Raw genomic sequence first — 19,572 nt, forward strand, 5'->3', positions numbered from 1 at the left:
TGCGTGCCGCGGAAGAGCGCGGGGTACTGGCTTCAAGACGCTTGCCATCGCAGCTAGGAATCAAGCGTTCCGGACAGTCGTCGGTGAAACTGCGAGCTGCGATCATCGAGGCCGTCAAGAACGACGGTGCTTCCGCGCTGGTGGTACTTCGTTGCAATCGAGTCGAGCGCAGCGACCGACGAAGCATCCCAAATCTGAGCCTTCGACAGGTCGATCGTGATCTGCCCTGGGTCGCGGGCATACGAGAATCGGTCGACAAGGTCGTTGCTGCTCCCGAAAAACAGGGGACCGAGCACGGTGTAGTGCACCGAACGGGCGTCGTCTGAGAGCACTCGCTCAACACTGATCACGTGCGCAACCCGGCGCGCAAACAACACCATAGCCAGCAATACGCCCGCGACAACGCCGACTGCAAGATTGCCGGTAATCACCACGGCGACGACGGTGACAATCATGACGAGCGTCTCCGGAATCGGCATTCGCTTAAGGGTCGACGGCGTGACGCTGTGCCAGTCGACGGTGGAGACCGCAACCACCATCATCACCGCGGCGAGCGCCACCATCGGGATCTGGCTCATGATCGAGTTCAGCCCGGTGACCAGGGCGAGCAGAAACAGCCCCGCCACGATCGTCGAGATGCGGGTGCGGGCCCGCCCGATCTTTACGTTCACGACCGTCTGGCCGATCATCGCGCAGCCAGCGATACCGCCGTAGAAGCCCGCAGCAATGTTGGCGACGCCGAGGGCCCACGATTCCCGACCCTTGTTGGAGGGAGTATCGGTGAGGTCATCGACGAGCTTCGCCGTAAGGAGGCTCTCCATGAGTCCGACGAACGCCACACTGAGCGCGGTGGGCAGGATGATCTGCAGCGTCTCGAGCGTGAGCGGCACGAGGAATGGAGTGAGGCCAGCGAGGTTGCCCGTCAGGGGCCCCTCGTCGGCGACATTGGGTACGGAGAGGCCCGCAACGATAACGATCGCGGTCACCACGATGATCGCGACAAGCGGAGCCGGCACGGCTCTCGTGAAGCGCGGGACGACGAAGATGATGGCGAGAGTGAGAGCGAAGAGTGCGTAGGCGAGCCACGGAACACCGATCAGGTGAGGTACCTGCGCCATGAAGATGAGGATGCCGAGGGCGTTGACGAAGCCGATCATGACAGACCGGGGGATGAATCGCATCAGCCGGGCAAGACCCGCCGTGCCGAAGATGATCTGGATGATTCCTGCTAGCACCACCGTGGGCAAAACGTATTGCACACCGTGCGCGTGCACCAGAGGCGCGATCACGAGGGCCACCGATCCCGCCGCGGCCGTGATCACCCCCGGCCGACCGCCGAGAACCGACATCGTGAGCGCGAGCATTATCGACGCAACCAGGCTCACCATGGGGTCGACCCCCGCGACGATGGAGAACGAGATCACCTCGGGCACCAGGGCAAGCGTCGTGACGATTCCGGCGAGAACTTCCCGGGACAACAGCCGCGGCGAGCGCAGAACCGCGCGGACCGTGATCGGGTCGTCGGCAATGGCGGAAGGTGGGGCTGGGATGGGCATAAGGCACCACCGTAGCGCAGAGGACGCGTGTCTAAGCTGGTCGGCGACCCGTCGGCTAAACGGGGAGTTTGACTCGCGCGAGGGATTCCAGCTGACACCACACCCGGTCGGCTTTGTCGGCGTTCAGATTCGCCGTTCGACCCAGCGGATCGACGGCGACAGGGGTTCCTCTGGTGCCGTCCCGCGGCCAAAGCGCCGGAGTGGTTCGCGAGAGCGTGACGCTCGAACAACTGGAACACCTGGTATGCGGAATCGAGCACGCGGTGCGACTCGGGGGACCGGAAGACCGCGAGCCGCTTCTGGAAATACTGATCGCGGGACTGCGCCCGGCCTGAGCTACGGTGTTGAGTCGTTATGGGCTGTACACCAACGACGCTGCATCCCGTCGCATCGTTACCGGGTACTGAGTGGTCGGCATGCCGACGCGAACGAGCATCTGAATCGTTTGACCCTCGGGAGCGTACTTCGCGTGGATCGCGGCGTATGGAACCGCCATAGTCGGGTACTCCTGGAGGACTTGGCTGAGGGGCTGCGTGACCAACCCCAGCGTCCGCGCGCGAAGCGAGAACTGGGCATACATGATCCCGGCCTCGACCTGTTCGGCGCGGGAATTCGCTGCGGTACTGATCAGCGCATAACCGGCGCTGTGGGCAACACCCGCGGCGGTGAGGGCGATCGCGTTCTTGGCTCCAGCCGCGTCATCATTCACGGCGGGGACAATCGTGATGAGGCCCTGCAGGAAATACTTCATAAGGCCGGTGGTTCCCTGACCCTCTACGGCGAAGCCGGAGCGAGCCTCGTTCTTGGCCTGTTCAGTACCCCAAAAGACCGCGTCGCTCTCCTCCGTAGCAGGAAGATACTCGGTCTCGATTCGAGTTCCTTCGATGCCGAGTTCTCCGAGAGCAGTGATGTCCTGTTTGGTGGTGAGGATTGAAAGGGTTGCCGCAGACGAACCCGAAACAGCGCTCAGCGCGTCGGACTGGGCGGCCGTCAGGCGAGCTTCGGTGTAGGGGGAGCGGTTCGTATCGGAGACGAACAATGAGTCGTAGTCATCGGTGGCTGCTGAGGGGTCTTTCGCCAGCGTGATGCGCGCTACCGGTAGCGCACTCATCGATTCTTCGAGATTGGTCTCGTCGTAGGTTCCGTTCGGAAACAGCTCGAACGACGCCGAATACCCGAGATGCTCCGCTGCAACCTGGAGGTAGGCCAGAAAGGCACCCTGGGAGACCATCGTCTGCCGAGCGAACGGGTCGACCGCCGGCGTCAGTCTGGTCGAGTCCGCGTAGAGGTACAGCACGTCCGTGTCTGTCGCGTCGAGCTGTACCGTCCAGGGCTGCATGTTATGGCCGCTCGGCGCGAGCACAGCATGAGCCACGAGCTGCATCCGCGGGTCAGTGAATTGCTGATAGTACGTTGCGCTCCAGGGCTGCAGGTAGGTTGCCGGAACAAAGATTCCGCCGACGGCCAGGACCGTTCCCATTCCGACCAGTACGACCGCGACCACACACGCAACTGTTATCAACGCGATTCGGCGGACACGAGATTTCTTAGACTTTACGATCGCATCCATCAGATTCGCGGTACGTCTCGGACACATTCGAGCACGCTCATGGTCGCCTCCTGGTGGTTTCCTGATCGACTCCAGTGTGGTCGCGCTCACCATCGCCTTCCGAGAGCCAAAAGTCCTCACATCAGGAAAACCAGGGATAGTTGAGAGGGTCCTCCGGCCGCGAATTCCTAGTACTTGACATAATGTGCATTATCAGCGTTATTCAGGGTGCGCGAGAGGCGCTCGAATCGGCGCTCACCGGAGCGTCGTCGCAGTCACCCCGACACGACGCAGCACCGCCGCCTCCATAAGGCCCACGAGCGAGTACAGAGCGATGGACACGATGGTGATTACTGTCCCGAGCGCCCAGACCAAGTCGATCTGTGCTTGCCCGACCGCGGAAACGATTGCTCCGCCGACGCCCTGACCGGTCGCCAGCCATTCCGCGATCAAGGCGCCCGTGATCGCGCCAGGGACGGAAATTTTGACCGCGGCGAATACCGCGGGCAGCGCCGAGGGAACAGCGACCTTTCTCAGGATGGTCATCGGACCGCCGCCGTACACGGCGATGAGATCAACCATCGTGGGTGAGGCCGACCGCAGTCCGAACACGATCGTGATGAGGGCCGGGAAGAGCACAACCAATCCCCCCATCACGGCGAGTGTTGCGGATGTTCGACCGAAGATAAGGATGATGATCGGCGCCATCGCGATGAGCGGTACGGACTGGAGCAGCAACGCGAGAGGCATCACCGCATTCTCAACCCCGCGAACCACCATGAAGATGGCAGCGAGAACGAATGCCGCAGTGAGGCCGGCAACGAATCCGATGGCTGAATCGATCAAGGACTGCGCGACCTGCTGGATTACGAAGGCACGGTTCTCTGCCGCTAACTCATTAGCAAATAGGTACTGCCAGACGTCCAGCGGAGTTTTTCCGACAAATGGCTGGACGTTGAAGACAATGAGAACGAGCCACCAGAGCGCGAGGATCACAACCGCGGCGAGCACACCCAGCCCGACGCGGGACACGTACGGCCGCATGGTCCCGACGAAACCGCTCCGGGATGATGCTGATGCGGGGGCGAGAGATCTTATGAGGGCCACTATCGGTTTCCTTTACTCGGTTTCGGCGCCCACGGGACGACAAAGCGGGAGACCACTGCAACGAGAAAGTATCCGAAACCCGAAACAAGTCCGGCAGCGAGGGCCAGGCCCCAGGCGCGAGGTACCAGAAGCCCCTGTTGCGCGTTGACCAAAGCGGGCCCGATCCCGGCGTCAACTCCGCCGAGGTATTCCCCGATTATCGCGCCGAGGAATGCGGCCGGTGCCGCGATCTTCAGCGAGTTGAGCAAGCTGGGCAGGGCCGCAAACAGCCGTACCTTGACCAGTTGCTTCCACCGTCCGCCGCCGTACACAGTCACTATCTCGAGGCTCGCTGTGTCCGCCGCCTTGAGCCCCAGCAGGGCGCCGATGACGGTCGTGAAGAACACCAGCATGGCGGCAAGGAAGACAGCCGTGCCGGCGGGATCTCCGGACGGCGGCGGTCCGACGACGATGCTGATGATCGGGCCGATCGCGATGAGCGGGATGCAGTAACTCAGGACGGCGATCTGCATCACCAGGCCTTCCAGCCGGGGAATGAGAACCACCATCGCGGCGAGCAGTACGGCCAAGCCGTTCCCCCACGCGTACCCCCGGATCGCCTCCGTCAGGGTGACCGAGACATTCGCGGCGTAGAACGCGGCGCCGTCGTTCAGCATCGTGGACACAACCGTTACGGGACTCGGAATCGAGCCCCCCTCCCCTGTCGGGCTCACGCCGACTTGGCTGAGGTAGGTGTCCGCGCTGATCCACCAAAACGCGACGACCGCGACCAATCCGATGAGGGCGCCGAGCCGAGGATCCATCGCCCGACGCTCGGCCCGTGGCGGTTTTGTGGTGAAAATATCTGTTGTTCGCGACATTAGACCGCCTTGGCGCTTTCGGCAGTATCGCTGAACAGGAGGCTGGATGCGCGGTCGTGGAGAGCATGGAATTCGGGAGTGCGCATCATCTCTGCGGTGCGGGGTCGCGGCAGATCGATCTCCAGCACCTCCTTGATCCGACCGGGACGCGCGCTCATCACGGCGACCTGGTCCGATAGGAAGATTGCTTCGGAGATGCCGTGCGTGACCATCAACGTCGTCGCGGGACGCTCCGTCCAGATCCGGAGGAGCTCGCCGTTGAGGCGCTGACGGGTCATGTCGTCGAGCGCACCAAACGGTTCGTCGAGCAGCAACACCGTGGGGTTCACCGCCAGGGCTCGTGCAATCGACACGCGCTGGCGCATACCGCCCGACAGCTGGCTGGGTCGTGCCTTCTCGAAGCCTCGCAGTCCAACGAGCTCGATCAACCCCGAGATCACACTGTCGTCGACGGCAAGGCCGGCCACTTCGAGCGGGAGGCGGATGTTGGAGTACACGGAACGCCACGGCAGGAGCGCGGAATCCTGAAACGCGATTCCGAGGGTGTGTTCGCGGCGCAGTTCAAGCGGGGACTTGCCATCGACCCGCGCCTCCCCCGCCGTGGGAGTGTCGAGGCCCGCGAGGATGCGGAGAATCGTCGACTTGCCGCAGCCGCTCGGGCCCAACAGGGAAAGAAAGCTGCCCTTCTCGGTGTGGACGTGGACGTCACTGAGCGCATCGACGGTCGTGCGCCCCAGGCGAAACTGTTTGCTGAGGCCTTGGATCTGAATGCCCGTGCCAAGGGGGCTGCTCGCGGCAGCCCCCTCGGAATAAGCGTTTGCGGTAGTCACGTGGTGAGAGCTCCTGGATCAGTTCTTCAGTTCGGGGTGGGCCTCGTACACGTCGGCGAGGATCGACATGTCAAACAGGTCCTCCTCGCTGATGGTCACGCCGGTGGCCGCGATCGTTTCGAGGTTCTGCGCCATGAGAGATTCGGAGATGGTGAACAGGCCGTTCTCTTCTGTCTCGTCGGTCACAATAAGCGGGACGGTGACTTCCGCCTGCTGAAGCTGCTTGGCTGTGTCGAGCCCCAGCGCCTTTCCGTAGTCGTTCACCGCGAGGTCTGCGGAGCCCTGCGGGTCAGCAATCGCGTCCTTCCATCCCAGGATGGTCGCGTAGAGGAACGCCTCAAGCTGCGGCCGCATGTTCTCGATCGAGTCGTCAGAGGCGATGTAGCTCTCGGTTACGAAGGGAAGTCCGTTGTCCGCGTAGGTGAGGTTCTCGACTTCATAGCCCTGCTGTTCGAGGGTCACCGACTCGTTGGTGACATACGCCAGGAAGCCGTCCACGTCGCCGTTGATGAGCGGCGACGGGTCGTACTGAACGGGCACAACGGTCACGTCTGCCTCGTCGATTCCATTCGCGCTCAGGAGAGCGGAGAACAGCGTCTCGTTGCCGGCCTGAACACCGATGCGCTTGCCCACGAGGTCATCCGGCGTGACGATGTTGCCCTTGTCCTTGAGCGACAGAATCGAGAAGGGATTCTTTTGGTAGGTCGTGCCGATGATCTTGATCGGTGCATCTTCGTTGACGATCGCAGGGGCGGCAGAAATCGGGTCGGTGATGCCCACGAGCATCTGCCCGGATGCCACCAGCGATTCGGTCGCGCCCGGGCCGGCGACAAGGTTGACCGAACTGAATCCGGCGTCCTCGTAGTATCCCTTGCTGTCGGCCATGTACTCCCCCGCGAACTCGACATCCTTCACCCAGGAAAGCTGAATGCTGAGCTCCCCAAAGTCGCCGTCGTCAGCGGGCGCTCCGGACGAGCTGCTGCACCCTGCGACCAGAATCGTCACGGTCAGTGCTACGGCGGCGGAGGAAAGGAGGCGGCGAGACTTTCGGCGTGCTGTGCGTGGTGCGGCTGCGGAACGGATCATGGGCATGTGAGTTCTCTCCGTGCGGTCTTCGGGCGTCAAGGTGGTCGGAAATCTAGGTGTTCGGTTCATTCTGACTGAGGTGTACAAAATGGAACCTATACCGAACACTAAGGACGATGTGTTTCGACGGCAGGAGCGCTGTGTTACAGAGAGGTAAACAAACCCGGGAGGGCTATCGCCGCAGCGAGTTCGCCCGCGTAGAGAGAGCTAGTAGAGAGAGCTAGTAGATCGGAGGGGAGCTCATGAACACCATGACGCAGGGAGTCGCTCCGGCGTTGGTGATGCGATGCGGCATGCTCGCGTCGTAGGAGAGGCAGTCGCCTTCCGCGAGCAAAAATTCCTCTGCGCCAAGGGTGAAGGTAAGCGAGCCCGATTCGACCACGATGCTCGATTCCGACGCCCCGCCATAACTCAACATCTCCGGGCCAGTCGTTCCTTTAACCGCGAGGGTGGAGCGGATGACTTGTAGGCGCGAGAAATCGCGCGGCGTCAGCAGCTCCTCCGCCCACTGGCGCTTGGGGTGCACCAAGCGCGGCCCTTCGCCCGCGCGCACGAGGCGGCTGTTGGTGCTGGGGTGTTCGAACAGGCTGCCGATCGTCTGATCGAGTGACTTGGCGATGCGCATCAGGCTGGCGATCGAGGGGCTGGCGGTGCCCCGCTCGACCTGGGAGAGGAAACTCACGGAGACGTCGGACAGGCCGGCGAGCGTGCGCAACGACATAGTGCGTTTGACCCGCAGCTCGCGGATGTACGTGCCGAGTTGCTGTTCGTCGAAACCGCCATCTCCGCCCGAGGGCGATTGTGGGGAAACGGATGCCGCGCGGTCGGCGGCAGGGACGGCGTCGGTTCCGGGCTGATTCACAGCCCGATATTACCGTGACACTGGAATTGGATGCGACCCAGTCAAAGGTGTCCAGCCGGCGGTCAGACGGTCGACGTCGGCCCCAATCGCCGCAGCGTCGACGGTGAGCACGTCGCCGCCCTGCATAACGAGTCGGCCTCCGACCATGACGCGCGCAACGGCCTCGGGCAGCATCGAATAGATGATGTTCTGCGTCGCGGTGCGGCGAGGCCGCAACGAAAGTGCTTCGAGGTCGAGACTGACGAGGTCCGCCTTATAGCCCGTCGCGATGCGGCCGACCGGCATCCGGAGCGCAGCACCGCCAGCGGAGGTGCCGAGTCGCAGCGCGTCCACGGCCGTGATGATGCTCCCATCGCGCGATGTCGCTTTCGCTAGTAGCGCGGCCATACGCATCTCCTCGAACAGCGACTGCCTGCTGTTGGCTCCCCCGGCGTCCGTGCCGAGGCACACCGGGATGCCCAGCTCCCGCATCCTGACCAGCGGTGCAATTCCTCCGCCGAGAAACGCGTTGGTGGATGGATTGTGCACCACTGTTGCCCCAGATTCGGCGAGCAGCTTTAGGTCTGGTTCGTCGACGCGCACGGTGTGCACGGCGAGGAGATGGTCGTCGAGTACTCCGACATCGTGCAGGCGGGCGACGGGGCTGTGCCCAAAACGTTGGTTCGAGACATCCACCTCGCCCTGGCTGTCTGCAACATGCACGTGCAGGGGCACAGAAAATTCGTGCGCTAGGGCTGAGCCAAGCTTCAGCATCTCGGCACTGGTGCCCAGCACCGAGTGGGGTGCAGGATGCACCTCGAGAAGCGGCTCGTTCTCCACCTCGAGGCTCAGCTCCCGGAAGTTCTTCTCGTAGGTTTCGAGGGATTCCTGATAGCGCGTGGGGCCCGGGTTCGCGTCGAACATGCACCGGGCGAGCACGGTTCGCAGCCCGACGGCCTTGCCCGCCTCAAGGATCACCCGGGAGTTGTCATTTCCCTCGTCGTGCAGGTAGAAAAATTCCACCGCCGTGGTGATGCCCATTCGAAGCATTTCGACAAAGTCATAGCGGGCGCCGATGTCCAGCGCACTCGTACCGAGTCCGGCGGCGGTGGGGTGCACCAGTCCACCCATCCAATCACCGAACTTCAGGTCATCTCCGAACCCGCGCAGCAGCGCCTGGAACGTGTGCCCGTGTCCGTTGACCCCTCCCGGGACGATCGCGCTGTCGTTCCAATGCTCGACAGCAGCATCGGGATAGGCCGCCTGGACCGAGCCGATGTCGCCGACGGCCACAATGACGTCGCCAAGGATGGCGATCGCGTGGTCTGCCTTCCAGTCATCGTCGGCGAAAACGAGCGAGGCGGAGATGATGGTTACCGCGCCCATCAGCAGGTGGATGCCGCGTTGAGCAGGCGATCGACGGCGACCTGGTCCGATTCGAAGAAGCGCAGCCGGGCGAGGGTGCCGTCTGTGACGGTCGACACGATCACGCGGAGCCACTCGAGCTTCTCCCCGGCGACTTCGGCGGACGCCTTCGCGTACGTCACGACGTGGTCGTCGCTTGCCAGCAGATCGATGGGCACGAGCCGGAACGTGCGGTCGGTGAGTCGCGCCATGGTGCTGCCGAAGGTGACCACTCCGTCGTGCCCGATGAAGGTGCCGGACGCAGCGTGTGACCCGGGCACAGTAAGTTCCACCGAAGTCGAGTAGAACGGCATTGCAGCCGCCGGGCCGTCGGCCATCGCGTCGAAGTATCCCCGGAGGACGGCGAGATTCTGTTCCCTGGCGGTGCTCACTGGACCGACTCTTCCCGGATGCCGCGTACGTAGTGGCCGGCGCCGGGAGCGCCAACGAGGACGCCGTCGCGGACGACTGTCTCGCCGCGCAGAATCGTGTGGCGTGGCCAACCCGTGAGCGGCATGTCTTCGTAGAGCGAGTAGTCCGACCAGGTGCCGAGCCATTCTGCTGTCGGGGTGCGTTCAAACGTGAGATCGACCAGGGAGAAATCGGCGTCCAGTCCTACCGCGATGTCGCCCTTGGAGTCGGTGAGGCGCAACAGTTCCGCGGGGCGCTTGCTGGTCAATTCGGCGATGCGCTCCAGGGGCAGGCCCCGTTTGTGGTACCCCTCGGAGAGGAGAACCGGCAGGGTGGTCGGGGCCCCGGGGAAGCCCGCGCTGGCGCTCCAGATGGTCCCCTCCTTTGCCGAAAGGCGACGGCCTACGTGATCGGAGCCGAGCGTATCGATCGTGCCGTCCGCCAATCCCGTCCAGATAGCCTCCGGCTGGTCCGGCTGGCGCAGCGGCGGGTTGACCTTACCGACGAGCCCCCGCGGATAGTCGACATCGTGGGTGAGGTAGTGCGGGCAGGTCTCCACGGAGATCGTGAGGTCGCTCAGTTCGGCGCGAGCTGCGCGAACCTGGTCGAGGGAATCCTTTGTGCTGAGGTGTACGAGGTAGAGGTCGCAGCCCACGGTGTTTGCGAAATACGCCACTCGGCGCACCGCCTCAGCCTCTACGAACGGGGGCCGCGCCTCATCCCAGGCGGACAGGTCATCCCGGCCTTCGGCCACGAGCTTGTCGCGAAGCACCCAGACGACTTCGGGGTTTTCCGCGTGGACCAGGAGCAGGTCCTCGTTCGCTCCGACAGCACTGAGGATCTCGAAGAGCTTTCCGTCGTGGGTTCCCTCGACGCCGAGGTACTTGCCCTCGTCACCGCGGAAGTGCATGTAGTACTTGAATGACCGGAGGCCGAACCGCGCCTTGATCTCGTCGAGCTCAGCGAGGTGCTCGTCCGTCATCAGCGTCACGTGGAACCCGAAATCGACCTTCGAGACGGCATCCGCCGCCGCGTGATGGGCTTCCAACATCGGCAGGTAGGAATCCCCGTTAGAGAGCATGTACATCATCGTCGTGACGCCCCCGAGGGCGGCAGCTCCCGTGTCGGTGGCGTACTCGTCCATCCCGCCACCTAAGCCGATGTGGCAGTGCGGATCGATGGAACCGGGGAAAACGTGCAGCCCGGTGGCGTCGATCTCCTCCGTCGCTTCGATGGACTGCCCTGGCTCGAAGATGGCGGCGATGCGGCCGTCGCGCACAGCAACGTCACCGAGAACGGGCGTCTCGCGCGGACGAACGAGGGTGCCCCCACGGATGACGAGATCGAATGGCGTAGTCGTCAGTGTCATTCGGATAGTCCTTTGGTCGGTGGCAGCTCGAGCCCAAGGAGGCTGAGCGGCCGGTCATTGATGATGGATTCGATGAGTTCGGGTTCGAAGGGTGGCATTCCCGCCACGCTCTCCCCCGCGAGGGCCCTGAACTGCGTGATGCAGTCGGCGGGGGTGTAGATGGGGAAGTCGGAGCCGAACAACACGCGGTCGGTCACCCCGTAGTCGAGTAGGTTTCGCAGGATCGCGGCAAGCTGCCAGGGGCGGCCGTACCGGGCCGACAGGTCGGTGAAAACGTTCGGGTTTTTGAACATCACCGCGGTCGTTTCAAAAGTCCACGGCTGTCCCGCGTGGGCGATGATGATCTGGGTGTCGCGAAAGGTGCGCGCGACTTTGTCGAGCAGCGCTGGCGAAGCGAACTCGAGGGCACCGGAACGCAGGAACACCCCACCTTGGTGGAAAGTCATCGCCATTCCGTGTTCCGCGACGGCCTCATAGACCCGCCACGCAGCGTCGCTGTGCGGGTGGAAGCCCTGGTATGGCGGGGACAGTTTGATCCCCCGCAGCCCCAGGTCGGTCGCCGCGTACCTGACCTTGTCCACCGCCTGCGGGTCACTGGGGTCGACGCTCCCAAAGCCGATGATTCGGTCGGGATTTTGTTCAACGAGGCCCGCGATGTACTCGTTGGGAATGTCCAGATCGATGTCGCAGGCGACGAGTCCGAGCACCACGGATACGTCGATCTCGGCATCGTCCATCGCCCCGAGGTGAGACTCCCAGCTGCCCATCTCGCTCGGGGCAGCAGCGACATTCGCATCGAGCTCGGGACCCCAGTGTGGCCCCAGGTGTTCCGGGCGCCAGACGTGGCTGTGCCAGTCCACCCTCACGCGGTATCCCCCGCCGTGATGAGGTGCACCGCACCGGCTGTCGAGATGAGGTCGGCATATTTGCTGCTCAAATCGAAGAGGGATGCCGCGTGCACTGTATCTGTGCGGTCGTACACCGCGTCCGTCACGACACCCACGGTGAACCCGAAGGAGAACGCGTCGACGGCGCTCGCACGAACGCACCCGCTGGTGGTGCACCCGGTGAGGAGGACGGTGTCAATACCCATCTGGATGAGCGCGCTGACAAGCCCGGTGCCGAAGAACGCGCTCGGGTGGTCCTTGGGGATCAGCTGTTCTCCGGGCAGCGGAGCCGCTTCGGCAACGAACTCGTAGGCCGCGGCGTCAGGTGAGGCAAGGCTCGGCGATTTGGCGCGGAAACCGCCGGGCGTCGTCGCCGTTTTGGGCGCAACGTGGGGGAACAGCACGGGGACGCCCTGTGCGCGCGCGGCGGTGAGAAGCAGCGCAATGTTGTCGACGGCTCCCCAGCCGCGGTCGCCGCACGCGGTCGGATATTCGCGCATTGCGTCGGCGATCGGCTCCCGGGTATGACCGACGGTGCGGTACTGCACGTCGATCACCAGGATGGCAATGTTGTCACCGAGCCCCGCGGACCGCCCAAACCCGGCCGCTGCGTACAGGCGTTCGTCGGCAGGGCTGATCGTGGGGAACCAGGGCGAGGGCGTCTCGGGGGTAGTCACAGACCCGACGATAGAGACAGAATGCTGGCGCGTCAACTTATACCGATCATCTTTCTATCTATACAGGAAATACTCACGGTCTGCCCCAGCCGAAACCCGTAGCCGCGAAGGGCAGGTCTTCCGCGGTCGCCGGGGTGAGTACAGCGTGTTGCGTCGCAGTCGCCACGACTACTCCCCCCGGGGTGAGTAACTCCAGATCCGCAACTGCAGCGGTACCCACGGCACGCACCACGATCCGCTGGACAAGCCATTGCGACGCAGTGCGGCGCACAGTGGAGACATCGAGCGACACGGTCGCCACTCGAAAGGGAAGCGCGATGCCCCGTGCCGCAAGGGCCGGACCGATGAGGTCGGCCGCCAGGAGATAGCGGGCGGGGTCGGTCGGGTCGCCGGTCCATCCCCGGAGTCGCAGCCACGAGGTGAATACTTCGGGCCACGGACCCTCCCCCGTCCAGTCGACCGCGGTCCTCCAGTCGACCTGTTGCGCAACCGACGAGCCCGCCCCTTCCGATAGCGCGGACGGCGGGAGCCCGGATGGGTTCGGTGACGAGTGCTGTTCCGGTGCCGGGTGTTGTGTCGGTGACGAATGTTCTTCGACAGTGGACACGGATCCCGCGGGGGCGAAGGTGACGATCATGCTCGCGGTGGTTCGCCCGCCCGACTCGACCTCACAATGCGCCGTTGTGAACGAACGTCCGACTCGAACGACGTCCACGACGATCGTGGCGCGGCCCACCGGAGTGGGGGCAAGGAAGCGAATCGACGTAGCGATCGGGGCCGCATCTGCGGTGCCACAAACGGTTCGCGCAGCCTCAACGCAGGCGACGGCAACCGCGCCGCCGAACATGGACTCGATCGCCCAGGCCGAGTCGAAGTCGACCTCCACCGCGGTGCGGGCTCGACCGGGGGATGCTGCAGCCGCGACATCAGGAATTCGCATCACAACAAAAAGTGTGCTGTATTGGTGTACATACTTCTAGTATAGGTTCAATATCCCGCAACGTTCGAGGAGCCCCATGAAATTCGACTACCTGTTCACCATGGACAATCCCGGCAATGAATACCGCTATGGCGAGCTCCTCGACATGGCCACCGAGCAGATCCTGCACCTCGACGAGTCTGGTTTTGGCACGCTCTGGCAGGGCGAGCATCACTTCGGCGGCGAAGGGTTCGAGATCAACCCCAACCCGATCCTTGCAGGTGCATATGTCGCGGGTATTACGAAGAACCTCCGAATTGGTACCGGTGCGGTCACTCCCCCGTTCTGGCACCCGCTTCGACTTGCGGAAGATCTTGCCCTGCTCGACCAGATGAGCAAGGGGCGTCTGGACATCGGCGTTGCCCGTGGCATCCAGCGGCGCGAGTTCACCAACTTCAACATCGAGGCCGACCGTGGTGCAGACGAGCAGAAGAACTGGCGGTATTTCCTCGAGCAGCTCGAAGTGGTGAAGAAGGCGTGGACCCAGGAGGCACTCGTGCATCACGGCGAGTTCTTCACGTTCCCCCACCCCGGAGTCAAGGATTCGGCCACCTGGTATCCGCGGAACCCGCTCTGGCGCTCCGAGGACGACGAATACGTCGGGATGTCGATCATCCCGAAGCCCTACCAAAAGCCTTACCCGTCGATGTGGAACCTGCTCGATAAAACTCCCGGCTTTAAGACAAGCGCGGAGGAGCGGATGAACGTCATCACCTGGTTGCGATCGCGCGAAGGTCTCCGTGAGGCAATGGACGTGTACCAAGAAAGCTTGTCCGAGACCCTTGGGCGCCCGGCCGCCCGCGGCGAGGGCGTGTCACTGATGCGCATGGTGTACGTGGCAGACACCGACGAGCAGGCCGAGGCGGAAGCCCGCGAGCTGATCGAAGCCCTGTTCAACTACGTCGGCGGCGTGCGACCACGGAACATGTTTGCCAACCCGGGCGAGCCGCTCACCGACGAAGACCAGACCGGCTCATGGTGGAAATTCCTTTTCCCCCGAGAGCACCTCTTTATCGGGTCGCCCGAGACTGTACGTGAGCAGATCGAACACCTGAACGTGGAGTACGGCGTCGACCGCCTCGTTCTCTGGTCCTGGATTCCCGGGCTCACCCAGGAGCAGGTAATGCGCTCGAACAAGCTCTTCGTGGACGAAGTGATGCCTCACTTCGACAGCTCCTTCAGCCCGACGGTAACGCCGTCTATGCCCGAGGGCTTTGGCCCGCTCACCGGAGACTAGGGGCCAGCCATGCGGCGCATCATCCGAGTGCCCGAGGGGCCACAGTACGACGATAGCTACCCACTCTCCCAGGGAGTCGAAACCAACAACCTGGTGTTTGTCAACGGCATGGCCTTTGACAACGAGACACGTACGCGGATGCTGTCTGCGGACTCCATTGCCAATGAGACCCGGATCGTGCTCGACGCGATCGCGGCCATGCTCGCCGACGCGGGTTGCACGCTCAACGACGTGGTCAAAACCACCGTGTATCTCTCCGAGCGCGCGTACTACGACGAAATGAACTCCGTCTACCGCGAGTACTGGGCCCCGGGAAACTTTCCCACCAGGGCGACCATTTACGTCGGCCTCGGCAGCCAGTGCCGGGTTGAGATCGATGCCATCGCAGTGAAAGGCAGTGCCGAATGACGATCGAACTTCCCCCCACACCGTGGTTCCTGATCGGCGCAGAATACGGTCCGCTCGACGGGCTCGACACGGCGCCCGTGTTCAACCCCGCAACGGGCGAAGAACTCGGACGGGTACCGCTCGCCGATGTGTCAGTGGTGGACCGCGCGGTTGCAGCAGCCGCCGAGGCGTTTCCGGGGTGGTCGGCCGTTCCGGCAACAAAGCGCGCGCGACTGCTCGTGAAACTGGCTTCGTTGATCGAACGCGACGCCGATCGGCTCGCTGCGATCATCACGCGGGACAACGGCAAGGCGACCGCCGATGCGCGCGCTGAACTCGCTCGTGCAATCGAACATCTCGAAGCTTCGGCGACTGCTCCTGCTTCGTTGGCCGGGGAGGTGGTTATCGACATTCTTCCCGGGCTCGACTCGCAGCTCGTGCGAGAGGCCATCGGGGTCTGCGCCGTCGTCACGCCATTCAACTTCCCCATCATGACCGGGCTGATCTACTGGACCTGGGCACTCGCCAGCGGCAACACGATTGTGATCAAGCCCTCGGAGCAGGCGCCTTACGCGCCGAGCGCGCTCGCCGAGCTCGTGCGCGAGGCCGGCTTTCCCGACGGCGTGGTGAACATTGTGCACGGCGGCCGGGTCGTGGTCGAGGCACTCTGTGACCACGCCGACGTCGCCTCCGTCTCGCTCGTGGGCTCCTCGGCCACGGCGCTTGCGGTGTACGCACGCGCCGCCGCAACCGGCAAACGCGCGCAGGCCGCGGGCGGCGCACGCAACCCGCTGGTGGTACTGCCCGACGCCGACCTCGACACCGCCGCCGATGCGATCACCGCTTCGGTGTTCGCGATGGCCGGCCAGCGCTGCCTGTCGAGCAGTCTCCTTGTTGCCGTGGGTGACATCCACGATGACCTGGTTGACCGCATTGCTTCTCGCGCTCGCTCGCTGGTGGTCGCGGCGGGAACGGATCCGGCGTCGCAGGTGCCGCCGATGATTTCGCGGGCGGCCGTCGACGCCGTCTCTGCCGCGATCACGGCCGCCGTCGACGGTGGGGCGACCGTTCTGGTCGACGGTCGCACCGCAATCACCCCGGATGGTGGCTACCTCCTCGGTCCGACCGTGCTCACCGACATCGGTCTGGACAACACCCTCGTCGTCGAAGAGACCTTCGGACCGCTGCTCGCTGTGGTGCGCGTCGCCACACTCGACGAAGCGATCGCGTTTGTGAACTCGAGCCCGTTTGGCAATGCGGCATCGCTGTTCACCCGGGACGGAGCATCCGCTCGTCGTTTCGCGGTTCAGGCCGACGTGGGCAATGTGGGCATCAACGTGGGAGTAGCCGCGCCCACCGCCCAGGTCGGGTTCGGTGGACGCCGCAAGTCGTTCGTGGGCACCGTGCACTCGCAGGGCAAACACGCGATCGAGTTCTTCACCGACATCAAATCGGTGTCCACCCGATGGTGATTGCTTCCGCCGACGCCGCCGTGTTGCTCGACCCGGTGAATCTGGGTCCGGCGCGGTTGCGCAACCGCATCTTCGTCGCGCCGCACACCACGAACTTCGGGGAACCCGGGGTGAACCTCATCACTGATCGACACCTCGCGTACCACGGCGCGCGGGCAAAGGGCGGCGCCGGGCTCATTATCACCGAGGGCATCCGCGTGCATCCGACGAGCCTGCGGCGGCTTGGGCTGCACGCCTTCGATGACACCGCACTACCCGGGCTGACGGCTCTCGCGGAGACCGTGCATGCCGAGGGCTCTGCACTGTTCGCCCAGCTCCTGCACACCGGGCGCCATTCCGGGGACGACCACCACGGCAGTTGGGGCGCCAGCTCCACACCGTGGACTACCGGCGCGACGGTTCCGCACGTAATGAACACGTTCGACATCGACACGGTAATCGCTGGCTTCGCCGCCAGCGCCGAGCGTGTGCTCGCCGCGGGGTTCGACGGAATGGAAATCCATCTTGGGCATGGACACCTGCTCCAGCAATTTCTTTCACCACTCACCAATGACCGCAGCGACGGATACGGCGGCTCTGCCCGATCCCGGCTTCGACTCGCCCGCGAGGTGGTGATGGCTGTCACCGACGTCGTCGCCGGCCGCGGCGCCGTGGGGCTGCGTTTGAGCGCCGACGAGTTTCTTCCCGGCGGTCTCGGACCCGACGACGTCGTTCAGGCTGTCGAGTGGTTGCGCGAGGACGTCACCATCGACTTCTTGCACGTGAGCCACTCTGCCTACGTGGGTGCGCCCTCGCTGTCCACCCAAATGGCGGATATGAGCTACCCACGCGCTCCGTTCCGCGCACTCCCCGCGCGGTTCAAAGCAGAGTTTCCCGACATCCCCGTGTTGGCCATCTGCCGGATTGACACCCTCGAGACCGGCTCCGAGATGATCGCTGGCGGCGAGGCAGACCTGGTCGGATTTGCCCGTGCGCACATCGCCGAGCCCGCCCTGACAGCTCTGTCGCTCGGTGACGGTCCAGCACCGAGAAGCTGCATCTCCTGCAACCAGGGGTGCAACGCCAACCTCGAAGCCGTCACTCCCATCACGTGCACGGTCAATCCCAAAGTGGGCATGGAGAAGGCGTGGGATGCCGCGGAGCGCAGCACCGCGCAGCCGCGCCGCGTACTGGTGGTCGGCGCAGGACCGGCCGGACTCGAGGCCGCCGTTACCGCTGTGCGGCGCGGCCACACGGTCGCGGTCGTGGACCGACGCGACGAGCTCGGCGGTGTCCTCAGCGACCTCGTGAAAATGCGTGGCCGGGACGGCTTTGCCATCCTGACGCGCGAACTTTCGGCCGAACTCCGCGCTTCCGCGGCGATCGTGCGCCTCGGTACCGAGGCCACCCCTGCTCTCGTCGCCGAGTTCGCACCGGACTGCGTGGTACTCGCCACCGGGGCGGCACCCGATCCTGCCACCCGGCTCACGCTCTCCGGCAGCACACCGGTCTACGACACCGTGTCAGTGCTGGAGAGTCCTGACGTCGTCGGTAAGCACTGCGTCATCGTCGACGATTTGGGCACCTGGGAAGCGAGCGGGCTCGCGGAGCAGCTGGCTGCAGACGGCGTGCTCGTCGATCTGGTCTCGTCCACGCCAGGATTCGCCGCACGGGTCACGGTGTATTCGCGTCTCGCGCTCGGTTCGCGACTCGGCGCCGCGGGCGTGAGGGTTCACACGCTGAGCAAACTGCGCTCGTCCGAAAGCGGCGCGCTTCACCTCGAGCACACCATCGGCGGCCCCGACGTGTCGCTGGACAACGTCGATTCTGTGGTGCACGTGCGCCCAGCGCGCGCGACCACCGCTCTGTTCGACACACTTCAGGAGGTTGGGTGGCATGGTGAGGTGCACCTCGTCGGTGATGCGTTTGCTCCTCGGAGCGCTCAGGAAGCCGTTTACGAGGGGCGGGCGGTTGGGCTCTCCATCGGCGTCGCGAACACAACCGTGTTAGCTGGCATCTCCGCCCGTGCTCCCTACCAGCTTGGGCGGGGGACGGCAGCATGAGCGCGCGATTGGACGGCCGGATCGCGCTGGTGACAGGGGCCGCCGGCGAGATCGGACGGGCAATTTTGGAGCGGTTGCTCGAGGAGGGCGCCACGGTTGCGCTGGCCGACATCCACCTCGAACCTCTCAATGTCATCCGCGGGGCGCTCACCGTCGATCAACGAAAGCGCACGAGCGTGCATCGCCTTGACGTGCGGTCAGACGATAGCTGCACCACGGTCGTCGCCGAGGTTGTCCAGACCTGGGCCGGGCTGGATATCCTCGTCAACGGCGCCGGAATAATGGTGCGCAGACCTGCACTTGAGACCGATTCCGCGCAATTCCAGGCCATCCTGGATGTCAATCTGACGGGCGCGTACCGCATGGCGCGCGCGAGCCACTCCTTCCTCAGTGCGTCCGGCCGCGGCAACGTGGTCTCCGTGTCGTCGACTCACGCCTTCCTCGCCGCGAAGAACTCGATCGCGTACTCCACAAGCAAAGCGGCCCTCAGCCACCTGACCAGGCTCCTCGCACTCGAATGGGCTGCCGACGGCATACGAGTGAATGCCGTGGCTCCCACCGTGGTTCCGTCGGCGATGACTGCTGATGTGCTCGCGGACCCTGCGTATCTTGCCCGCAAGCTGGGAGCCATACCGCTCGGCAGGCCGATCGAGGCCGCGCACGTTGCCGCCTCCATCAGCTATCTCTGCTCGTCCGATGCTGATTCGACCACGGGCCAGATTTTGGTTCTCGACGGCGGCGAAAGTCTCGCCTGACCATGGGCTCAAGCATGACGACATCCAACATCACAGATACCGACACCACGGATACCGACACCACGGATACCGACACCAACCGTACTAACACCACACGTTCTGCCACCACACGTACCGACACCA

18 protein-coding genes are annotated in these 19,572 nt (G+C 64.0%); 5 read left to right on the top strand and 13 right to left on the bottom strand.

Features of this window, described 5'->3' with window-relative positions; genetic code table 11:
- Positions 1-53 precede the first annotated feature (53 nt).
- From B0I08_RS03155 to B0I08_RS03215, 13 genes are all read right to left on the bottom strand, one after another.
- A complete protein-coding gene (locus tag B0I08_RS03155; RefSeq protein ID WP_106209684.1) occupies positions 54-1,556 on the bottom strand; it encodes a SulP family inorganic anion transporter in 1,503 nt (500 codons plus the stop codon).
- 352 nt (positions 1,557-1,908) lie between these two features.
- Positions 1,909-3,060, bottom strand: a complete 1,152-nt coding sequence (locus tag B0I08_RS03160; RefSeq protein WP_106209686.1) for an Acg family FMN-binding oxidoreductase — start codon at positions 3,058-3,060, stop codon at positions 1,909-1,911.
- Positions 3,061-3,360: 300 nt separating this feature from the next.
- Entirely contained in the window at positions 3,361-4,212 is an 852-nt protein-coding gene (locus tag B0I08_RS03165; RefSeq protein WP_245884470.1) for an ABC transporter permease, read from the bottom strand.
- Positions 4,212-5,072, bottom strand: coding sequence for an ABC transporter permease (locus B0I08_RS03170; protein ID WP_219905599.1), 861 nt, complete (start codon positions 5,070-5,072; stop codon positions 4,212-4,214). The genes B0I08_RS03165 and B0I08_RS03170 overlap by 1 nt, the downstream gene beginning before the upstream one ends.
- Positions 5,072-5,902, bottom strand: coding sequence for an ABC transporter ATP-binding protein (locus tag B0I08_RS03175; protein ID WP_106209689.1), 831 nt, complete (start codon positions 5,900-5,902; stop codon positions 5,072-5,074). Before B0I08_RS03175 ends, B0I08_RS03170 begins: the two co-directional genes overlap by 1 nt.
- 18 nt (positions 5,903-5,920) lie before the next feature.
- Entirely contained in the window at positions 5,921-6,988 is a 1,068-nt protein-coding gene (locus B0I08_RS03180) for an ABC transporter substrate-binding protein (RefSeq protein ID WP_106210020.1), read from the bottom strand.
- A 220-nt stretch (positions 6,989-7,208) separates the two neighbouring features.
- Positions 7,209-7,850, bottom strand: a complete 642-nt coding sequence (locus B0I08_RS03185; protein ID WP_106209691.1) for a helix-turn-helix domain-containing protein — start codon at positions 7,848-7,850, stop codon at positions 7,209-7,211.
- 9 nt (positions 7,851-7,859) lie between these two features.
- Positions 7,860-9,215 carry an amidohydrolase family protein gene (locus B0I08_RS03190; RefSeq protein ID WP_106209692.1) on the bottom strand — a complete coding sequence of 452 codons (1,356 nt, stop codon included), beginning with the start codon at positions 9,213-9,215 and terminating at the stop codon, positions 7,860-7,862.
- Complete coding sequence (locus B0I08_RS03195; protein ID WP_106209694.1) at positions 9,215-9,625, bottom strand: nuclear transport factor 2 family protein; 411 nt, start codon at positions 9,623-9,625, stop codon at positions 9,215-9,217. The genes B0I08_RS03190 and B0I08_RS03195 overlap by 1 nt, the downstream gene beginning before the upstream one ends.
- Entirely contained in the window at positions 9,622-11,013 is a 1,392-nt protein-coding gene (locus tag B0I08_RS03200; RefSeq protein ID WP_106209696.1) for a dihydroorotase, read from the bottom strand. Before B0I08_RS03200 ends, B0I08_RS03195 begins: the two co-directional genes overlap by 4 nt.
- A complete protein-coding gene (locus B0I08_RS03205; protein WP_181243159.1) occupies positions 11,010-11,879 on the bottom strand; it encodes an amidohydrolase family protein in 870 nt (289 codons plus the stop codon). The genes B0I08_RS03200 and B0I08_RS03205 overlap by 4 nt, the downstream gene beginning before the upstream one ends.
- A complete protein-coding gene (locus tag B0I08_RS03210) occupies positions 11,876-12,577 on the bottom strand; it encodes an isochorismatase family protein (RefSeq protein ID WP_181243161.1) in 702 nt (233 codons plus the stop codon). Before B0I08_RS03210 ends, B0I08_RS03205 begins: the two co-directional genes overlap by 4 nt.
- Positions 12,578-12,650: 73 nt before the next feature.
- Positions 12,651-13,517, bottom strand: coding sequence for a thioesterase family protein (locus B0I08_RS03215; RefSeq protein WP_106209700.1), 867 nt, complete (start codon positions 13,515-13,517; stop codon positions 12,651-12,653).
- Positions 13,518-13,593: 76 nt separating this feature from the next.
- Here B0I08_RS03215 and B0I08_RS03220 point away from each other — a divergent pair, with 76 nt between their 5' ends.
- Genes B0I08_RS03220 through B0I08_RS03240 form a run of 5 tightly spaced genes read left to right on the top strand, consistent with a single transcriptional unit; the run spans position 13,594 to position 19,449 of the window.
- Positions 13,594-14,793 (top strand): LLM class flavin-dependent oxidoreductase, encoded by a 1,200-nt coding sequence (locus tag B0I08_RS03220; RefSeq protein WP_106209701.1) that lies wholly within the window; start codon positions 13,594-13,596, stop codon positions 14,791-14,793.
- Positions 14,794-14,802: 9 nt separating this feature from the next.
- Complete coding sequence (locus B0I08_RS03225) at positions 14,803-15,201, top strand: RidA family protein (protein WP_106209703.1); 399 nt, start codon at positions 14,803-14,805, stop codon at positions 15,199-15,201.
- Positions 15,198-16,652: an aldehyde dehydrogenase family protein gene (locus tag B0I08_RS03230; protein WP_106209704.1), complete on the top strand. Its 1,455-nt coding sequence runs from the start codon at positions 15,198-15,200 to the stop codon at positions 16,650-16,652. The genes B0I08_RS03225 and B0I08_RS03230 overlap by 4 nt, the downstream gene beginning before the upstream one ends.
- Positions 16,646-18,694, top strand: a complete 2,049-nt coding sequence (locus tag B0I08_RS03235) for an oxidoreductase (protein WP_106209706.1) — start codon at positions 16,646-16,648, stop codon at positions 18,692-18,694. Before B0I08_RS03230 ends, B0I08_RS03235 begins: the two co-directional genes overlap by 7 nt.
- Positions 18,691-19,449: an SDR family NAD(P)-dependent oxidoreductase gene (locus B0I08_RS03240; protein WP_106209708.1), complete on the top strand. Its 759-nt coding sequence runs from the start codon at positions 18,691-18,693 to the stop codon at positions 19,447-19,449. The genes B0I08_RS03235 and B0I08_RS03240 overlap by 4 nt, the downstream gene beginning before the upstream one ends.
- The last annotated feature ends 123 nt before the right edge of the window (positions 19,450-19,572 follow it).

The sequence above is a fragment of the Glaciihabitans tibetensis genome, from assembly GCF_003003265.1.
Taxonomy (GTDB): Bacteria; Actinomycetota; Actinomycetes; order Actinomycetales; family Microbacteriaceae; genus Glaciihabitans; species Glaciihabitans tibetensis.